The organism is Enterococcus gallinarum NBRC 100675 (genome assembly GCF_001544275.1).
Classification (GTDB): Bacteria; Bacillota; Bacilli; order Lactobacillales; family Enterococcaceae; genus Enterococcus_D; species Enterococcus_D gallinarum.
The window spans coordinates 117,835-133,598 of sequence record NZ_BCQE01000011.1 but is presented as its reverse complement, the minus strand read 5'-3'; the positions used below and the strand labels follow the sequence as shown (position 1 = coordinate 133,598).

19 protein-coding genes and 1 other annotated feature are annotated in these 15,764 nt (G+C 41.4%); of the genes, 11 read left to right on the top strand and 8 right to left on the bottom strand.

Annotated elements, in window-relative coordinates:
* Positions 1 to 107 precede the first annotated feature (107 nt).
* Positions 108 to 617, top strand: a complete 510-nt coding sequence (locus EG2_RS07870; RefSeq protein WP_060814255.1) for a QueT transporter family protein — start codon at positions 108 to 110, stop codon at positions 615 to 617.
* Between the two features lie 91 nt (positions 618 to 708).
* Here the strand turns inward: EG2_RS07870 and cbpA are convergent, their stop codons facing one another.
* A complete protein-coding gene (gene cbpA, locus EG2_RS07865) occupies positions 709 to 1,347 on the bottom strand; it encodes a cyclic di-AMP binding protein CbpA (RefSeq protein WP_060814254.1) in 639 nt (212 codons plus the stop codon).
* A 157-nt stretch (positions 1,348 to 1,504) separates the two neighbouring features.
* Between cbpA and rpmG the strand changes: the two genes are divergently transcribed.
* The 5 genes from rpmG to EG2_RS07840 all read left to right on the top strand — a co-directional run bounded on the left by rpmG (position 1,505) and on the right by EG2_RS07840 (position 5,017).
* Positions 1,505 to 1,657 (top strand): 50S ribosomal protein L33, encoded by a 153-nt coding sequence (gene rpmG, locus EG2_RS07860; protein WP_005472365.1) that lies wholly within the window; start codon positions 1,505 to 1,507, stop codon positions 1,655 to 1,657.
* A 12-nt stretch (positions 1,658 to 1,669) separates the two neighbouring features.
* Positions 1,670 to 1,840 (top strand): preprotein translocase subunit SecE, encoded by a 171-nt coding sequence (gene secE / locus EG2_RS07855; RefSeq protein WP_003127070.1) that lies wholly within the window; start codon positions 1,670 to 1,672, stop codon positions 1,838 to 1,840.
* A gap of 121 nt (positions 1,841 to 1,961) precedes the next feature.
* Positions 1,962 to 2,504 carry a transcription termination/antitermination protein NusG gene (nusG, locus tag EG2_RS07850; RefSeq protein WP_060814253.1) on the top strand — a complete coding sequence of 181 codons (543 nt, stop codon included), beginning with the start codon at positions 1,962 to 1,964 and terminating at the stop codon, positions 2,502 to 2,504.
* Between the two features lie 126 nt (positions 2,505 to 2,630).
* Positions 2,631 to 4,010 carry a DUF1576 domain-containing protein gene (locus tag EG2_RS07845; RefSeq protein ID WP_082709538.1) on the top strand — a complete coding sequence of 460 codons (1,380 nt, stop codon included), beginning with the start codon at positions 2,631 to 2,633 and terminating at the stop codon, positions 4,008 to 4,010.
* Between the two features lie 89 nt (positions 4,011 to 4,099).
* On the top strand, positions 4,100 to 5,017 hold the full coding sequence (locus EG2_RS07840; RefSeq protein WP_060814252.1) for an alpha/beta hydrolase: 918 nt from the start codon (positions 4,100 to 4,102) through the stop codon (positions 5,015 to 5,017).
* A gap of 206 nt (positions 5,018 to 5,223) precedes the next feature.
* On the opposite strand, the gene sdaAA is transcribed toward EG2_RS07840, so the two are convergent.
* Together sdaAA and sdaAB are read right to left on the bottom strand one after the other, a co-directional pair.
* On the bottom strand, positions 5,224 to 6,099 hold the full coding sequence (gene sdaAA / locus EG2_RS07835; protein WP_060814251.1) for an L-serine ammonia-lyase, iron-sulfur-dependent, subunit alpha: 876 nt from the start codon (positions 6,097 to 6,099) through the stop codon (positions 5,224 to 5,226).
* Positions 6,100 to 6,112: 13 nt separating this feature from the next.
* Positions 6,113 to 6,778 carry an L-serine ammonia-lyase, iron-sulfur-dependent subunit beta gene (sdaAB, locus tag EG2_RS07830; RefSeq protein ID WP_060814250.1) on the bottom strand — a complete coding sequence of 222 codons (666 nt, stop codon included), beginning with the start codon at positions 6,776 to 6,778 and terminating at the stop codon, positions 6,113 to 6,115.
* Between the two features lie 299 nt (positions 6,779 to 7,077).
* On the opposite strand from sdaAB, the gene rplK reads away from it, so the two are divergent.
* From rplK to rplL, 4 genes are all read left to right on the top strand, one after another.
* Positions 7,078 to 7,500 carry a 50S ribosomal protein L11 gene (gene rplK / locus EG2_RS07825; RefSeq protein ID WP_003127077.1) on the top strand — a complete coding sequence of 141 codons (423 nt, stop codon included), beginning with the start codon at positions 7,078 to 7,080 and terminating at the stop codon, positions 7,498 to 7,500.
* A 104-nt stretch (positions 7,501 to 7,604) separates the two neighbouring features.
* A complete protein-coding gene (gene rplA, locus EG2_RS07820) occupies positions 7,605 to 8,294 on the top strand; it encodes a 50S ribosomal protein L1 (RefSeq protein ID WP_003127078.1) in 690 nt (229 codons plus the stop codon).
* Between the two features lie 61 nt (positions 8,295 to 8,355).
* Positions 8,356 to 8,482 (top strand) — a sequence feature (ribosomal protein L10 leader region).
* A gap of 74 nt (positions 8,483 to 8,556) precedes the next feature.
* Positions 8,557 to 9,057: a 50S ribosomal protein L10 gene (rplJ, locus tag EG2_RS07815; RefSeq protein WP_003127079.1), complete on the top strand. Its 501-nt coding sequence runs from the start codon at positions 8,557 to 8,559 to the stop codon at positions 9,055 to 9,057.
* Between the two features lie 55 nt (positions 9,058 to 9,112).
* The gene (rplL, locus tag EG2_RS07810; RefSeq protein ID WP_003127081.1) at positions 9,113 to 9,484 is read left to right on the top strand and encodes a 50S ribosomal protein L7/L12; all 372 of its coding nucleotides are present in this window, start codon (positions 9,113 to 9,115) and stop codon (positions 9,482 to 9,484) included.
* A 195-nt stretch (positions 9,485 to 9,679) separates the two neighbouring features.
* Here rplL and EG2_RS19125 read toward each other — a convergent pair whose 3' ends face one another.
* Both EG2_RS19125 and EG2_RS07805 read right to left on the bottom strand, forming a co-directional pair.
* On the bottom strand, positions 9,680 to 9,853 hold the full coding sequence (locus EG2_RS19125) for a hypothetical protein (RefSeq protein WP_169793129.1): 174 nt from the start codon (positions 9,851 to 9,853) through the stop codon (positions 9,680 to 9,682).
* Positions 9,854 to 10,036: 183 nt separating this feature from the next.
* Complete coding sequence (locus EG2_RS07805) at positions 10,037 to 11,056, bottom strand: branched-chain amino acid aminotransferase (protein WP_060814249.1); 1,020 nt, start codon at positions 11,054 to 11,056, stop codon at positions 10,037 to 10,039.
* A gap of 283 nt (positions 11,057 to 11,339) precedes the next feature.
* On the opposite strand from EG2_RS07805, the gene EG2_RS07800 reads away from it, so the two are divergent.
* The gene (locus tag EG2_RS07800) at positions 11,340 to 12,308 is read left to right on the top strand and encodes a pyridoxal-phosphate dependent enzyme (protein ID WP_060814248.1); all 969 of its coding nucleotides are present in this window, start codon (positions 11,340 to 11,342) and stop codon (positions 12,306 to 12,308) included.
* Positions 12,309 to 12,397: 89 nt separating this feature from the next.
* Here the strand turns inward: EG2_RS07800 and EG2_RS07795 are convergent, their stop codons facing one another.
* The 3 genes from EG2_RS07795 to EG2_RS07785 are packed head-to-tail and all read right to left on the bottom strand — an operon-like array spanning position 12,398 to position 15,578.
* Positions 12,398 to 13,207 carry a TPM domain-containing protein gene (locus EG2_RS07795; RefSeq protein ID WP_060814247.1) on the bottom strand — a complete coding sequence of 270 codons (810 nt, stop codon included), beginning with the start codon at positions 13,205 to 13,207 and terminating at the stop codon, positions 12,398 to 12,400.
* Positions 13,204 to 14,328, bottom strand: coding sequence for a TFIIB-type zinc ribbon-containing protein (locus tag EG2_RS07790; RefSeq protein WP_003127086.1), 1,125 nt, complete (start codon positions 14,326 to 14,328; stop codon positions 13,204 to 13,206). Before EG2_RS07790 ends, EG2_RS07795 begins: the two co-directional genes overlap by 4 nt.
* A gap of 17 nt (positions 14,329 to 14,345) precedes the next feature.
* A complete protein-coding gene (locus EG2_RS07785; RefSeq protein WP_005472382.1) occupies positions 14,346 to 15,578 on the bottom strand; it encodes an SPFH domain-containing protein in 1,233 nt (410 codons plus the stop codon).
* Between the last annotated feature and the right edge of the window lie 186 nt (positions 15,579 to 15,764).

Genomic DNA, 15,764 nt, shown 5'->3' with positions numbered 1-15,764 from the left:
TAAGCTTGATAAATCAATAATCTTCTGTATAATAATTATTTGTGCGTAACGCATCGCGGTTCATCAACCATCCCGCGTAATCAAAACTCGGAGAAAGAAGGGATCAAATGGATAAATCATCCACTTTATCAAACCAGCGGTTGCGAGTTGTCGTCGCTAATGGCTTGATCATGGCACTGTATGTTGCAGTGACCGTCTTAGTTGCCCCGGTGGCTTCTGGTGCCATTCAATTTCGTGTCTCAGAAGGGCTGAATCATCTGGTAGTCTTTAACAGAAAACTGATGTGGGGTGTTTTTGGCGGAGTCGTATTATACAATTTATTTTTTGGTATGGGAATTTTAGACGTCGTCTTTGGCGGGGGACAGACCTTGCTTGCTTTATCAGCAACGGCGCTATTGCAGAAGAAAGTTCCGAATGTCTTTGTCCGTTTAGCGCTTAATACGATTTTCTTTTCATTAAGCATGTTCATGATTGCTATCATGCTGCATCTGACTTTAGCATTACCATTTTGGGCGACTTTTGGTACAACAGCGCTAAGCGAGTTGATCATTATGACAATCACAGCGCCTTTGATGTATATCGTGAATGCAGGTGTTCGCTTCGATAAGCGATTTTAACAAATAATTTGTTTTTTGCTTTGATGGTTCCCAAAAAACAAATAAAAAAGATCATTTCTACCGTAGGTTGTGGTAGAGATGATCTTTTTCGTTATTCTGCATTCAAATCTTCAATTTCAACAACTTTGAAGTTTTTTGCTTCTAACTGATAAATGATTTTGTCGCACAGCTCTTTTGATGTATTCGCTGGTAAAGTAATCAATGTTCGACGAATAAATTCATCTTTGCCAATGTCCAATGTGATACAGCTGGCAATACTGCTGTATTTGGCAATGATTTTCGTGATGATCGCTAAATCACCTTGTGTGCCTGTCGATGCGATTGTCAGCACATAACTTCCTTGCTCGACGTTCCAAGATTGGGACAGCATATTCAATAATGAACTGTGTGTCAAAATTCCATAAAATTCATTGTTTTCATCCAATACGGCAATGTATGGCAATTCTTTGATCGTGAAAAAGACTTTAAAAAATGAAGAATTGACATAAATAAATTTTGTTGCGTTTTTTAGCAAGTGTGTCACTGGTAATGACATATCCCCACCATTCGATTTGTGACGATAGATGTGCATTTTATAGATGTTTCCCCGGAAGATTTTACCGGATTCATCTAAGATCGGTACACAGCGGTAGCCAGATTCTTCTAGAATTTCCAAGGCTTCTTCTAAAGTAGCTGTTTCTTTGATCGTAGTTAAGTCGCGTTTTTTGTAAACCATCGTTTTTAGTAACATAACAATTCCCTCCCAAATACCCAATTCACATCTCTATAATACCATAAAATCAGTGGAAACTATATTTTTGCGTGTCAAAATCTAAAATTGACACTTTCGCAGAAAAATGGTATTTTTAACTTTGGAAAACTTTGTATAAAGGGGGAGGACATCAGAAATGGCAACAAAAAAAGCAGCTTTGGCTTGTTCTGTCTGCGGATCCCGCAACTATTCGAAATCAGTCAGTGAAGGAAAAAAAGGCGATCGCCTTGAAATCAACAAATTTTGCAAATACTGCAATCAATACACGCTACATCGTGAAACGAAGTAAGGAGGAATCTTGATGAACTTTATGAAAAATGTTTTTGCTGAAATGAAAAATGTTTCTTGGCCATCAAGAAAGCAATTACGCAGAGATACTTTTGTTGTGATCCAAACCACAATTATTTTTGCAGTGATGTTTTTTGTGATGGATACGTTGATTCAAACCGTTTTTGACTTGATTTTGAAATAAGCAGTGCTGGCTCATCAGCAACTAGTCAAGTAAAACAAATCGTGGTATAATCGTTTTGAGGAAAAACTTCGGTGCAACTGAGGTTTTTTTATTTTACAAAAAGATAGGGAGACCGAATACAATGGAATCTTTTGAAAAAAATTGGTATGTCTTGCATACTTACTCCGGCTATGAAAACAAGGTAAAAGCTAACTTGGAATCACGGGCACAAAGCATGGGGATGGGCGATTATATTTTTCGTGTTGTCGTACCAGAAGAAGTTGAAATGGAAGAAAAGAATGGGAAAAAGAAAGAGATCGTTCACAAAACTTTTCCAGGTTATGTCCTCGTCGAAATGGTCATGACGGATCAATCATGGTATGTTGTTCGTAATACACCAGGAGTAACTGGTTTTGTCGGCTCTCATGGAGCAGGAAGTAAACCAGCTCCGCTTTTACAAGAAGAAATCAACTCTATATTACGTTCAATCGGTATGAGCACTCGAACAGTTGAATTGGAAGTGGAGATTGGTGAAACAGTTAAAATCATCGAAGGTGCTTTCTCTGGATTAGAAGGACAAGTCGCTGAGATCGACGAAGAAAAACAAAAATTGAAAGTCAATATTGATATGTTTGGTCGAGAAACAAGTACAGAATTGGATTTTGAACAAGTAGATAAAATCTAAGTATAAAACTGTAGTGTTTTTTGTCAAAATAAGGTAAAATAAAATTGAAAATTTGGGATAGCGGACCATTATTGGCCCGCTGTTTTTATCTCACGAAAAGAAAGCGTTTTATATGAAGGGGGTCCTATGAAGAAAATTCTCGCAGCGATTTATCAGCGCCATTTTTTTGACCAACATTTGGAAAAAAGAGGTGTGATTTCCGTACATAATGGTTACAGTTTGTTGTTTGCTTTTAATTTGTTTTTGCTGCTTTCTGCCGTGATCTTTATGGAACCTCAAAAAGTGTTTCGTGAAATGCTTATCATCATGTTCTCGGAAAGCCATTTAGTAACGGATTACGTTGCGCTGACTTCTGTAGGTGGCGCACTGTTCAATGCGTCGATCATGACTTTTGTTGCGATCGCGGTCTGTTACCATTACCGAGTTCCGGTTACTGGAGGAATGATATCAGCCGTATTCATGGTTACGGGGTATGGTTTGTTTGGCAAAAATCTGTTCAATTTTATTCCCATCTTCTTAGGTGTTCGTCTCTATTCCTACTTAATGAATCAACCCCTCAAAAAATATCTTCTCATTGCTTTGTACGGTTCCTCCGTTTCGCCCATCGTTAGTTTTTTTGCATTCAATGACTCACTTCCAGCTTATTTCGGTAGCTTCATCGGTTATTTGATCGGTGTTTTGACTGGATTGATCATGGTTCCTTTAGCGCTGCATTTTCAAGCATTATTCAAAAAAGTCAGTATCTATAGTGCCGGCTTTACTTCTGGCATGTTGTGTACGATGGTCGCAGGAATTTGCCGAATGTTTGGTTTGGATATCGAATTGCGAGGAATCGTTTCTAAAGGCTCCAATCTTTCGCTGGTTATTATGATGGTGTCGCTGTCTTTATTAATGATTGGCTATGGGTTAGCAATGGCTGTTAAACGCAAGCGGTTGAACATGCGGGCAATATGGTCTCATAGCGGCAAAATCGAATACGATATTTTACGTGAAAGTGGCGTTTATAATACGATGATTAATATGGGGTTAATGGGATTGCTGTTGATGAGTTATGTGAGTATGCTAGGTGTCAACCTCAATGGTCCCATTGCAGGCGCAATGTTTTGTGTCATTGGTTTTTCTGCTTGTGGTGCCCATGTCTTTAATGCGTTGCCCTTATTTGCCGGTGTGCTATTAGCAAATACAATGAATATCTACGCAATGACTGAAACAGTAACCGTTACAGCGGCTATTTTTGCAATGATGCTCTGTGCGGTGACCAATGCTTACGGGTGGAAAGGGGGGATGGTCGTGGGATTCATTCATACGTCGATGGTTTTGAATATCGATGTGCTTCATGGTGGATTGAATCTGTACAATAATGGCTTTTCCGGAGGGCTCGTTGCGATGATGATCATTCCATTGCTCGATTTTTTTCAACAAATCGCGGACACCTCGATTTTTAAACGGAAGAAACAGTCCGGAGGCAAAGAAAAGGTAACCTACCAAGCAACGAGTAAAGAATGAAGTGTTCTTGAATAAAGAGTAAACATTAGCTGTTGCTTGTTTCTTGTTCCAAAAGGGATTATACTAGACCCAATTTGGAGGGACTGTAAATGAAAAAATGGCTATTTCTATGTCTGGTTGTTTTGCTTAGCGGCTGTCAAGCAGCGACTCACTCAAATGTTTCAGCACAAAAAAGTACACAGAAGCCAACGGAGACAACGACCACAACGACTGATTCGGCAGAAATACCAACCACCGAACTCGTTCAGAAAACGACCACGCCAACACTCTTTATTCATGGTTATCAAGGAGGCCCCGCATCATTTGGAGGGATGCTACAGCGTTTTGCCCAAAAAGATTGGGTGAGCAATGAAATGGTTCTTACAATTTCCCCAGATGGGACAGTTTCAACGGAAGGAGTGCTTTCTAAAAAAGCAGTAAATCCAACCATTCAAGTCCTGTTCGCTGACAATCAAAATAATGAATGGAATCAAGCAGAATGGATCCGACAAGCGTTGCTTTATCTGAAAAAGGAAGGAATAGAGCGAGTAAATTTAGTTGGACATTCCATGGGGGGAGTTAGTGGGTTTCGCTATCTCACAACATTTGGAGAGCTGAGTGCAGTTGGGACTGAAGCACTGGATCCCGCATTGCCAAAAGTAGCTAAATTTATAGCGATCGGAGCGCCTTTCAATGAATTTATTGATACGAGTTCACAACAGACTGTCACTGATTTAGTGACAAACGGACCAACGGAGGCTTCTCCACGCTATCAGGAATTTCAAGGACTATTGAAACAAGGGGGGCATCAACTACCGATTGAGCTGATTGCTGGGCAATTATCTGATGAAGAGCTATCGGACGGCACTGTGCCGACCACAAGTGCCTTGGCGATCAATCACTTATTGGCAGCGAATGGCTATTCTGTGACTGAAAAAATCATTAAAGGATCACAGGCACAGCATAGCCAGCTGCATGAAAATCAAGAAGTAGATGAAGACATTGCTGCTTTTTTATGGGAGAAATAACTGATAGTCGTCAAAAAGCTGTAAGAATAACTTTGATAGAAGTTCTATCTGTATTTTTTAGTAGTACCAAATAGACAAAAATATCCGAATGATCGGAGATCGCTTATTCTTCTCGTGCATAGGTAACGAGAACCTGCTAAGCCGCGGGAGCTATCTAATGATCATTCGGATATGTTGTTTGTTGAGACTTTTACATCTTTTAGTTTTCAGCGTTCAGCGGCATCTAAAATTTGCGCTTGTAGACGTTGTGCTGTAGGCGTTGTGGCCAATCCGCCCTCGGCTGTTTCTTTAAAAATACTTGGCATTTGCCGTCCTACTTGGTACATCGCGTGGACGACCTCATCTGGAGGAATCACACTTTCGATTCCTGCTAAAGCCATATCAGCAGAAATAAATGCTTGTGAAGAACCGAGAGCATTTCGCTTCACGCAAGGAACTTCGACTAACCCAGCGACAGGATCACAAATCAATCCCATCATATTCTTTAGTGTAATGGCTACTGCTTGAGCGGCTTGATGTCCGCTCCCACCCTTAGCACAGACGAGGGCTGCTGCTGCCATGGCACTGGCAGAACCAACCTCTGCTTGACAACCGCCTTCTGCTCCGGATATCGAAGCATTGTTCGCAATGACTAGTCCGAAGGCTCCGGCAGTAAAGAGGAAATCGATTTGTTGAGAACGAGACAGCTGCAAACGATCGCGAACAGCCATCAGCACACCAGAGACAACACCGGCACTCCCAGCCGTAGGAGTGGCACAAATCAATCCCATTTTGGCATTGACTTCATTGACAGCAATAGCATTTTGAACGGCTTGCAAGATCGTCTCACCACTTAGAAAATCACCAGCTTGTATATAATCATTCATTCGTGTGGCATCGCCACCGGTTAATCCTGTCACAGAGGTCACTCCAGCAACACCCTCGGCAACGGATTGTTCCATGACCGTCAGGTTTTTGTCCATCAGTGCAATGACTTGCTCGCGAGTGCGCCCTGAGTTTTCGCATTCGACCGCAATCATCATCTCTGCAATCGATGCATAATTTTTGCTTTGAAGAACAAGATCTTCAATTGTATAAAACATGACGAAGCCTCCTTTAATCGAAATAAGCCGCACTATAAACGTGGGGCAGTGCTTTGATTTGTTGTGCCAATTGATCATTTCGTTCATCCACTTCAATGATCATAATGGCTTTTTCTCCTTTGGATTCTCGGGTAACAGTCATCGTACCAATATTGATCTGTGCCTCAGAAAGTAGATTCGTGACACGTGCGACCATTCCGGGAACATCTTGATGAACGATGACATAGGTAGGGGTACCTAAAGTCAATGAGATTTTAAAACCATTCAATTCAGAAATTTGTATATTCCCACCGCCGATTGAAATGCCGGTAACGGACATTTTGCGGTCACCTTTTTTTAAAATCATTTTGACCATATTCGGATGTTCGGCTTTTTCGTTTTTCGGAACAAAGAGTACTTCTAGACCTTGCTCATAGGCTAACTTCAATGAGTCAGCAAGGCGCTGATCATCGGGCTCCATTCCTAACAAACCGCCGACAAGTGCAATATCTGTGCCGTGGCCGCGATAAGTTTTCGCGAAGGACTCATACAAAAGGATATCGACACTGTCAGGCTGTTCGCCAAAGATGTTGCGCACGATTTTGCCAATTCGAGCAGCACCTGCGGTATGGGAGCTGCTGGGTCCAACCATAATTGGTCCAATAATATCAAAGACACTTCGGTATTTTAAAGGTTCCATTCTATTCACCTCATTTAATTGATGGGAGAAATCCAGATGTAGTTTAGCATAAAATATGGAGAAATAGAGCAATGAGTGAAACTGTATGGGATTTTTTTAATCTTTTTTTTGTTTTACCGATTTTCTCCATAAAAAGCAAAAAAATTCGCCAAGAGTTCTTGCAAATTTCTTTTGAGATGCTATAATATTTCAGTGTGCATTATTCACACGTTTTTTGTGTGCGCACATGATTCACTAAAGTGGGAGGAGAAATATGGATCTCCAATTAACCACATCACGGACTCAAGGAGGTATGTCTCGTGGCAAAAAAAGTAGAAAAAATCGTTAAATTGCAAATTCCTGCAGGTAAAGCAACACCAGCTCCGCCAGTAGGTCCTGCACTAGGTCAAGCGGGTATCAATATCATGGGATTCACAAAAGAATTCAATGCACGTACAGCTGATCAAGCAGGTTTGATCATTCCAGTAGTGATCTCTGTATACGAAGACCGTTCATTCACATTCGTTACAAAAACACCACCAGCAGCAGTATTGTTGAAAAAAGCAGCAAACGTTGAAAAAGGTTCAGGCGAACCAAACAAAAACAAAGTTGCAAAAGTTTCACGCGATCAAGTAAAAGAAATCGCTGAATTGAAAATGGAAGACCTAAACGCAGCTGACGTTGAAGCAGCTATGCGCATGGTTGAAGGAACTGCACGAAGCATGGGGATCACTGTAGAATAATTTTTACAGACCCTAAGGAAGTAGCTTCTCAGTCGGCTCTATATTGAAAAATATGGGACACGTGGGAGGTTCTACCGTTATAACCACATCAAGGAGGAAACAAAATGGCTAAAAAAAGCAAAAAAATGCAAGAAGCATTGAAAAAAGTTGACGCTGCAAAAGCTTATTCAGTTGAAGAAGCAGTAGCTTTGGCAAAAGAAACAAATATTGCAAAATTCGACGCAACGGTTGAAGTTGCTTACAAACTAAATGTCGATCCTAAAAAAGCGGACCAACAAATCCGTGGTGCGGTCGTACTACCAAACGGTACTGGTAAAACACAAACAGTGTTAGTTTTTGCGAAAGGTGAAAAAGCCAAAGAAGCAGAAGCAGCTGGTGCTGATTTCGTTGGAGACGACGACATGGTTCAAAAAATCCAAGGCGGATGGTTCGATTTTGATGTTGTTGTTGCAACACCAGATATGATGGCAACTGTTGGTAAACTTGGTCGTGTTTTAGGTCCTAAAGGTTTAATGCCAAACCCTAAAACTGGTACAGTTACAATGGACGTAACAAAAGCTGTTAACGAAGTAAAAGCTGGTAAAGTGACTTACCGTGTTGACAAAGCTGGTAACGTTCATGTACCAATCGGTAAAGTTTCATTTGAAGATGACAAATTAGTTGAAAACTTCAAAACAATCCACGAAACTTTAGTAAAAGCTAAACCATCTGCAGCGAAAGGTCAATACATGAAAAACATTTCTGTAACGACAACTTTCGGACCTGGTATCCATGTAGATCAAGCTTCTTTCTAATTTGAATAAAAAACAAAACTTTTGTTGACTTGGCTGCCTTATCTATGGTAAGGTAGTCAAGGTTAAAAGTTTAACTGTACCGAAGACAGTAGGTGACGTCAGTCTTAATTTCCTACCGAGGACGTTTATTGAGAAACTTCAATAGTCCCTCTATGTCTACGGTGGCATAGAGTTTTTTTGTTTTTATCTCTCGATAAAGACAAATGAAGACAGAAATGTTTTCTTGAAACTCTTCCATCAAAATCAGGAGGTGAAATTTAAAATGAGTGAAGCAGCTATCGCTAAAAAAGCCGCAATTGTGGATGAAGTGAGTGAAAAATTCAAAGCAGCCGCATCTGTAGTAGTCGTTGACTACCGTGGATTGACTGTTGACGAAGTAACTCGTCTACGTAAACAATTACGCGACGCAAACGTTGAAATGAAAGTTATCAAAAATTCTATCCTTTCACGTGCTGCTGAACAAGCTGGTCTAGAAGGTCTTGGTGAAGTATTCACTGGTCCAACTGCTGTAGCGTTCAGTAACGAAGACGTTGTCGCACCTGCAAAAATCATGAACGATTTTGCTAAAGAGGCTAAAGCATTAGAAATCAAAGGCGGTATCATCGAAGGCAAAGTTTCTTCTTTGGAAGAAATCACAGCATTGGCAAAATTGCCAAACCGCGAAGGACTTCTTTCAATGTTGCTATCTGTGCTACAAGCACCTATCCGCAACGTGGCTTACGCTGTCAAAGCAGTGGCCGAAAAAGAAGAAGATGCAGCTTAATTGCCGCATAATCACACTATAAACTAAACTATCTAATTAAATGGAGGAAAACAAAATGGCATTGAACATTGAAAACATTGTCGAAGAGCTAAAAGGCGCGACAATCTTAGAATTAAACGACTTAATTAAAGCTATCGAAGAAGAATTTGGCGTATCTGCTGCTGCTCCTGTAGCTGTAGCTGGTGGAGCTGGCGACGCTGGTGCTGCTGAAGAACAAACTGAATTCACTGTAGAATTGACTGCAGCTGGCGACCAAAAAGTTAAAGTTATCAAAGCAGTTCGTGAAGCAACTGGTTTAGGCTTGAAAGAAGCTAAAGCTGTAGTTGACGGAGCTCCTTCAGCAGTTAAAGAAGGCATCTCTAAAGACGAAGCTGAAGCATTGAAAGCAGCTTTAGAAGAAGTTGGCGCTTCAGTAACAGTTAAATAATCATTTTTGATTGTTATGAGCTAGAATTCCTTTTAAGTAAGGGTTCTGGCTCATTTTTGTTTATGATTCTAATTTCAGTTTGAGAAAATGGCGCTGTCTTACTATTAGTGATCCGTATTTTGGTTGAGGCGTCGAGGACTTTTTATAAAAAAACAAGCCTAAGACTAGCGCTGAGCGCCGCTGACTTAGGCTTGTTTATTTTTTGCGAAATTGCTGAACAAGAAAAATGAAGATAAAAAAGAATAATGCTTCCCATAAAGTAGTTGTCCAACTAAAGGTACGACTGATCCCAAAAAAGAGATTCCCAATATTGGATACGACCAAATAGATGACCGTAGCAATCAATGAAAAAAATAAGCGTTTTGCCATCATAATTCCTCCTTGCCTTTGATTGTAACAATTGACTGACGAGAGAGCAATTATTTTAAGAAAAGGCTCCTGTCAAAGCGAAAAAAAGGTGCGCCATTCTTTCATTGTTTTGGGTGCTTTCAGGCGTGAGAGCAAAGAGGGGAGCTCTATAAAATTTTTTGATTCTTCCAATCAGTTCATTGATTAATCAAGAGGAACGTCAAAAATCCAGCCGGCTGGAGCCTTGCGCTCACCAAATTGGATACCCGTCAATTCATCGTATAGCGCACGAGTTTTAGGACCGACCTCCGTTTCACTGTAAAACACATGGAAAGACTCTCCATTTTGGATTCCGCCAATAGGTGAAATAACCGCAGCAGTTCCACAAGCGCCTGCTTCAACAAAGCGATCCAGTTGATCCACATACACATCACCTTCGACAGGTGTTAATCCTAAAGCATGTTCTGCAAGATAAAGGAGAGAATATTTGGTGATACTTGGCAAAATTGATGGCGATTTTGGTGTCACGAATTCATTTTCGGCCGTGATCCCAAAGAAGTTAGCGGACCCAACTTCCTCAATTTTTGTATGTGTTTCAGGGTCTAAATAAATACAATCTGAAAAATTGCGTTCATGGGCTTCATATCCTGGTAATAAGCTGGCAGCATAATTTCCGCCTACTTTTGCAGCGCCGGTACCATTTGGTGCTGCACGATCATAATCTGAAACAATAAAGTTCGTTGGGGCCAGTCCGCCTTTGAAATATGAGCCAACCGGCATGCAAAAAATAATAAACAAGTATTCTGGCGCAGGTGCAACGCCGATATTCTCGCCTACACCAATCAATAGCGGCCGTAAATATAGAGTAGCCCCGGTACCGTAAGGCGGTACAAATTCTTGGTTTGCTTTGACCACTTGATTGACAGCATCGAGGAACATCTCTTCGGGAACGAATGGCATACGCAAGCGACGAGCGCTTCGATTCAATCGTTTACTATTCTCATCTGGACGAAACAAGTTGATCCCGCCATCTGGTCGTCGATACGCCTTCAAGCCTTCAAAGCATTGCTGACCGTAATGCAATGCTGGAGAACCTTCATGAATATGAAGAATATTATCTTCAGTCAATGCTCCTTGTTCCCAAAAGCCATTTTTCCATTTTGCGACAAAGCGCCAAGGGGTTTTGATATACGAAAACCCTAAATTTTCCCAATCGATTTGCATAGAGCCACTTCCTTTTTTAATTTTTCCTAGTATAGCATGTAACGCCCATCAAGTCATTATTTTCTGAAAATTCATCGCAATGATTTTCATTTCTAACATCATGATGAAAGCTTATTACTATAGGCTTTATATTCACAGAATTTTTTTCAAGTCTATCTGGAGCTCTGCAGTTGCTGATAAAAAGGGGGAAGGATTTTGGCAGAACGTCGAGCACTTTAGATTGTATTTACGGAACAGATATGCTTCAATAAGGGTAGAAAAAAATTGATTAGGAGGACTTTCGGTGATCAAAGAAGCGGTTTCTGAAATCCAAGGTGTCCTGGATGCTTATCAGCGACTGGCACCAATCATGATCCATACACCTGTCGCACCAAGCAATATTCTGGGCGCAGAAAAGGCAGGAGAAATTTATCTGAAACTAGAGAATCTGCAGCGTACAGGATCCTTTAAGGCGCGAGGGGCCTACAACAAATTAGCAACATTGACAGAGGAAGAGAAAAAAAGAGGGGTAATTGCTTGTTCAGCAGGCAATCATGCGCAAGGTGTTGCACTAGCAGGCGCCTTGCTAGGGATACGTGTACGGATCTTTATGCCGCTTCAAGCAGCGAAGACAAAAATAGAAGCAACGAGAAATTATGGCGCTGAAGTGATCTTAGCAGGAGAGACATTCGATGATACAAAACGAATTACTTTGGAAGCGATGTCACGTAGCGGTGAAGTCTTTGTTTCCCCCTTTGATGATCGAGCGGTAATGGAAGGACAAGGAACGATTGGGTTAGAGATTTTACAAGATTTGCCTAATGTGGATAATGTCATCGTACCGATCGGTGGAGGCGGCTTGATCGCAGGCATTGCATTAGCAATCAAACAATTACGTTCGGAAACTAATATTATTGGTGTTCAATCTTATCAAGTGCATGGGATGATTTCTTCTATATGGCGACAAGAACTGGTAGCCAATCGCAGCAGTAAGACATTGGCAGATGGGTGCGATGTGGCTTTGGCGGGAGAATTGACTTATGAAACGTTGCGCTCGCGCATAGATGAAACCGTTTTAGTTGAAGAGAAAGATATCGAAACTGCTATCCATTATTTGGCTTTAAAAGAAAAAGTGATTGCTGAAGGGGCAGGTGCTCTGAGTACGGCTGCTATCCTAAGTGGACAAATCGATCATTTGCTGAAAGGCAAACGAACAGTCGCAATCGTTTCAGGCGGGAATATCGATTTCTCTGTTTTTAAAGAAATCATTTAAAAAAAGATGATCTCAGACCAACTAGTCGTCTGAAGATCATCTTTTTTAGTCCGTTTTCGATCCAGTTTTCAGAGGAGAAGAAACGTTTACTAAAAACTGCGACCGCCGCCGCCAAATGTTCCGCCGCCGGAAGAATGAGTGGTGCTGCCACCACCGAACCCGCCGCCACCGCCGTTATTTTTAGGGGGACGTGGGATTCTGCGAGTAGTAACGAACGAGTTGACCAAACGGTCTTCTTTTTGAGTCAGTTTAATGCTGGATTTTTCTTGGTAAGGGTATTTGTATCCGCCCATTTTTAATTGGTACTTTGATTTGACAATGATGAAAAAAGCAATACTGATCACTGCAGCTACTAATAAGCTGAGGCCTATTTCTAAAGGAGTCAGCACTTTATAGTAAGTGATCTTTCCTGTCTCACGATCCACTTGGTAATGACCGCCAGGAACGCCTGCTTCTACATAACTAGCCGCATTCTCCAAGTAGACCCGTGCTGCCTGATAGTAATTGCCAGCAGCCATCTGATCATAGATATTATCCAACATGTCCTCGCGACGAGAGTTGGTGATATAATCGATCATATTTCCTGACGTGGACACATGAAAATTCCGGTTGCCCATATCGATCATCAATGCCGAGCCATTCTGATCATTTCCGATACGGTCGGCGAGAAAACGGTCGGTGGTATATTCAATATCGTCAATCTCGTTATTTGTCGTTGCGATAAAAACTTCACCTTTGATTTTCTCATTCAACTTGTCGGCTTGTTCGCTCAAACTCTGGATTTCGGAGGGAGTAAAAAGACCAGCGTTATCAGTAACGGTATTTTCTGCCGCCACGCCAGTGACCGTTGTTAGCAGAAAGCCGGCAATCATTAGGAAAAAATAGGAACATTTTCTCATAAGAAATACCCTCCAATCATCCCTAGAATCGCAATCACAGCAAAAATCGCTGCACTCGTAAAACCTAAGCGTTTGTAGCTGATTGGTAAAACACCGCTGACTTTACCGGTTTGGCCATTCATCGCATAATAAAAAGCATTCTTATTCGGATCATCTGCCCGATAAGTGACCAGCCAGACTGGTAGTAGGACGTAATGATTGGTTTCTTTCGTGATCTCAATGTCCCGTTGGGTCCGATTGAAGCTTGTATAACCATTAACGGTACTGCTTAGGAGGTTTTCAGCATAACCGGAAAGTTCCTGTTGTACTTCATTCTTAAGTGCTTGATACTCAATGTCGCGTTTTTCTGCTTGAAATCCTGCCAGATACTGGCTGCGAAAGTCAACGGCTTTATCCAATGGGAAAGGCTGGACCCCGGTAACCATTTTTTGTTGGACATTCTTGGATAAAGCGTTTTTGATCAGTTCATTGATACGCATTTTTCCGCGTCTGGAAACAGCAAATTGTTTGTGTTCTGTATATTCGATCTCGCCGACACGCCAAATTCTTAAAGAAGTTCCAGTTCCCGATAGTTGACCATCTAGTTCGGCATCGATCCTCCAGTAGGGGAAATAAACACCGGTCAATTTTTCAACTTGCGCTTGATCGAAGAAGTCTCTTGGTACGAACCATTTTTTTTGTGCCCATTCCAGAAATTTAGCGGTTGCTTCTTCTTTTTCGATTGCAAAAGGTAAAACTTTGTTAGGTAAAAATTCTCCAGAAAGACGGCCGGAAAGGACGACTGGATTGTGGCAGAAATAACAGTAAGTAGCTGCTGTCGTAGCATCAGTGACGATCTCTGCGCCACAGTTAGGACAAAGGAACAAGTCCATTTGGGCCGCCTTTTCTTCGGTTTTTTCTGTGATAGCTTCTTTTAGCGCCGGTTCCGTATCATCAGTGATCGGCTGATTTTCCGGAGCAGTCCCATCTGCAAGTTGGGCTTCTTTTTGTTTTTGTTCAAAGGCTGTTACTTCTGCTTCTGTAAAAATACTCAAACAGAAGGGGCAGTGGAATTTTTGATCACCAGGATCAAAGGTTAGCGCACCGCCGCAGTTGGGGCATTTATGCGTAATGACATCCATTTAAGTTCCTCCTTCATTTAGTCTAAAGGAACTCCCTTAAATGGCTTGCCGCAGTTGGGACAGAATTTCGGGATTCCATTTGCTAAATCAATTATTTCACTACATTCTGAACATTTCATTTGTAAACTTGGGGTTCCTGTAGGTTTTGCTGTGCCGCAATTACTGCAGAACTTACCTGTATTGCTTGTTCCACACTGAGGGCAGTCCCAACTATCGCCATTGTTTTGTTTCTGCTGATTTTCTTGGTTTTGCTGGATTTGTTGCTGATTGTTTTGAGCAGCTTGATTCAAGTAACCGCCAGTAGTGTTCATCCCCATACCCATACCAACAAATCCGGTTGTTGCACCGGCAGCATTACTACCTGCGGATTCCATCCCACGTGCGATCGAACCTTGAACATACCCTTCACGAACATTTGGGTCACCCAACATGGCACCTTGGTTACGCATGTTGATCAGTTTCACTGAATCATCCGTATAAGAGATGCTTGCAACAGCGACTGAAACGATTTCCATTCCTCGCAGCTCGCGCCAACTGTCGTCTAAAACCTCACCCATGTATTTGCTTAATTCCATACTTTTTGATGGTACATAGGAGATGCGCTCGCCATCCGCTGACATTTTGTTGATGGCTGTCTGTAAAGCAGTCAAAAACTCTGCTAAATATTGTTCGTTAATGTCATTGATGTCAACTTGTGTTTTATTTTTAGGAATCGCATTGGTGTAGAATAAGATTGGATCAGTAATTCGCAATGAGTAATTTCCATGGGCTCTTAGGAATAATTCTGCATTATAAAAGTTGTCAAAATAATTTAATGGAGAAGAAGTCCCGAAGCGGATTCCTTTGATTTCTTGCAAATTGATATAGAAAACTTGTTGTTTTTGAGGTGTTACGCCGCCAAATTTGAAGCGATTAAACGTTTCAGAGATGGCATCTTTTAAGGAACCGTTGAACATGGAAGGAGCCAAGTCATTTTTGACGGTATAATAGCCTTCCTCTGCTGTATAATCAATGATTTTCCCACCATCGACCAGCAGCATCATCATATTAGGGTAGACGTGGATCACAGATCCATCTGTTATGACATCCTCCGTTCCTTTTCGGTTCGAACCGCGTTTGTCATTGCGCCGTACCTTCACACCTTTAGTCATCACTGTCGTGTCGCCCATATTGTCAGGTTCGAAGACCTCTAGCCATTGGTCGGCAAGACCTCCGCCAATCGTGCTTGTTGCAGCTTTGATAATACCCATTTTCAGTCCTCCTTACAAATTTTCATCATCCAATGGATGAATGTACATTCATTATACCATAGCTCCGTATTTTCTATGTATTAGACCAAAGTTGTAGAAGTGTTGGCGAAAGCTGAATAAAAAATCGTCTATAAAGCAATACTTTTTTCAGAGTATCGATCTCTAAGATGTGCGGATTTTTATTAA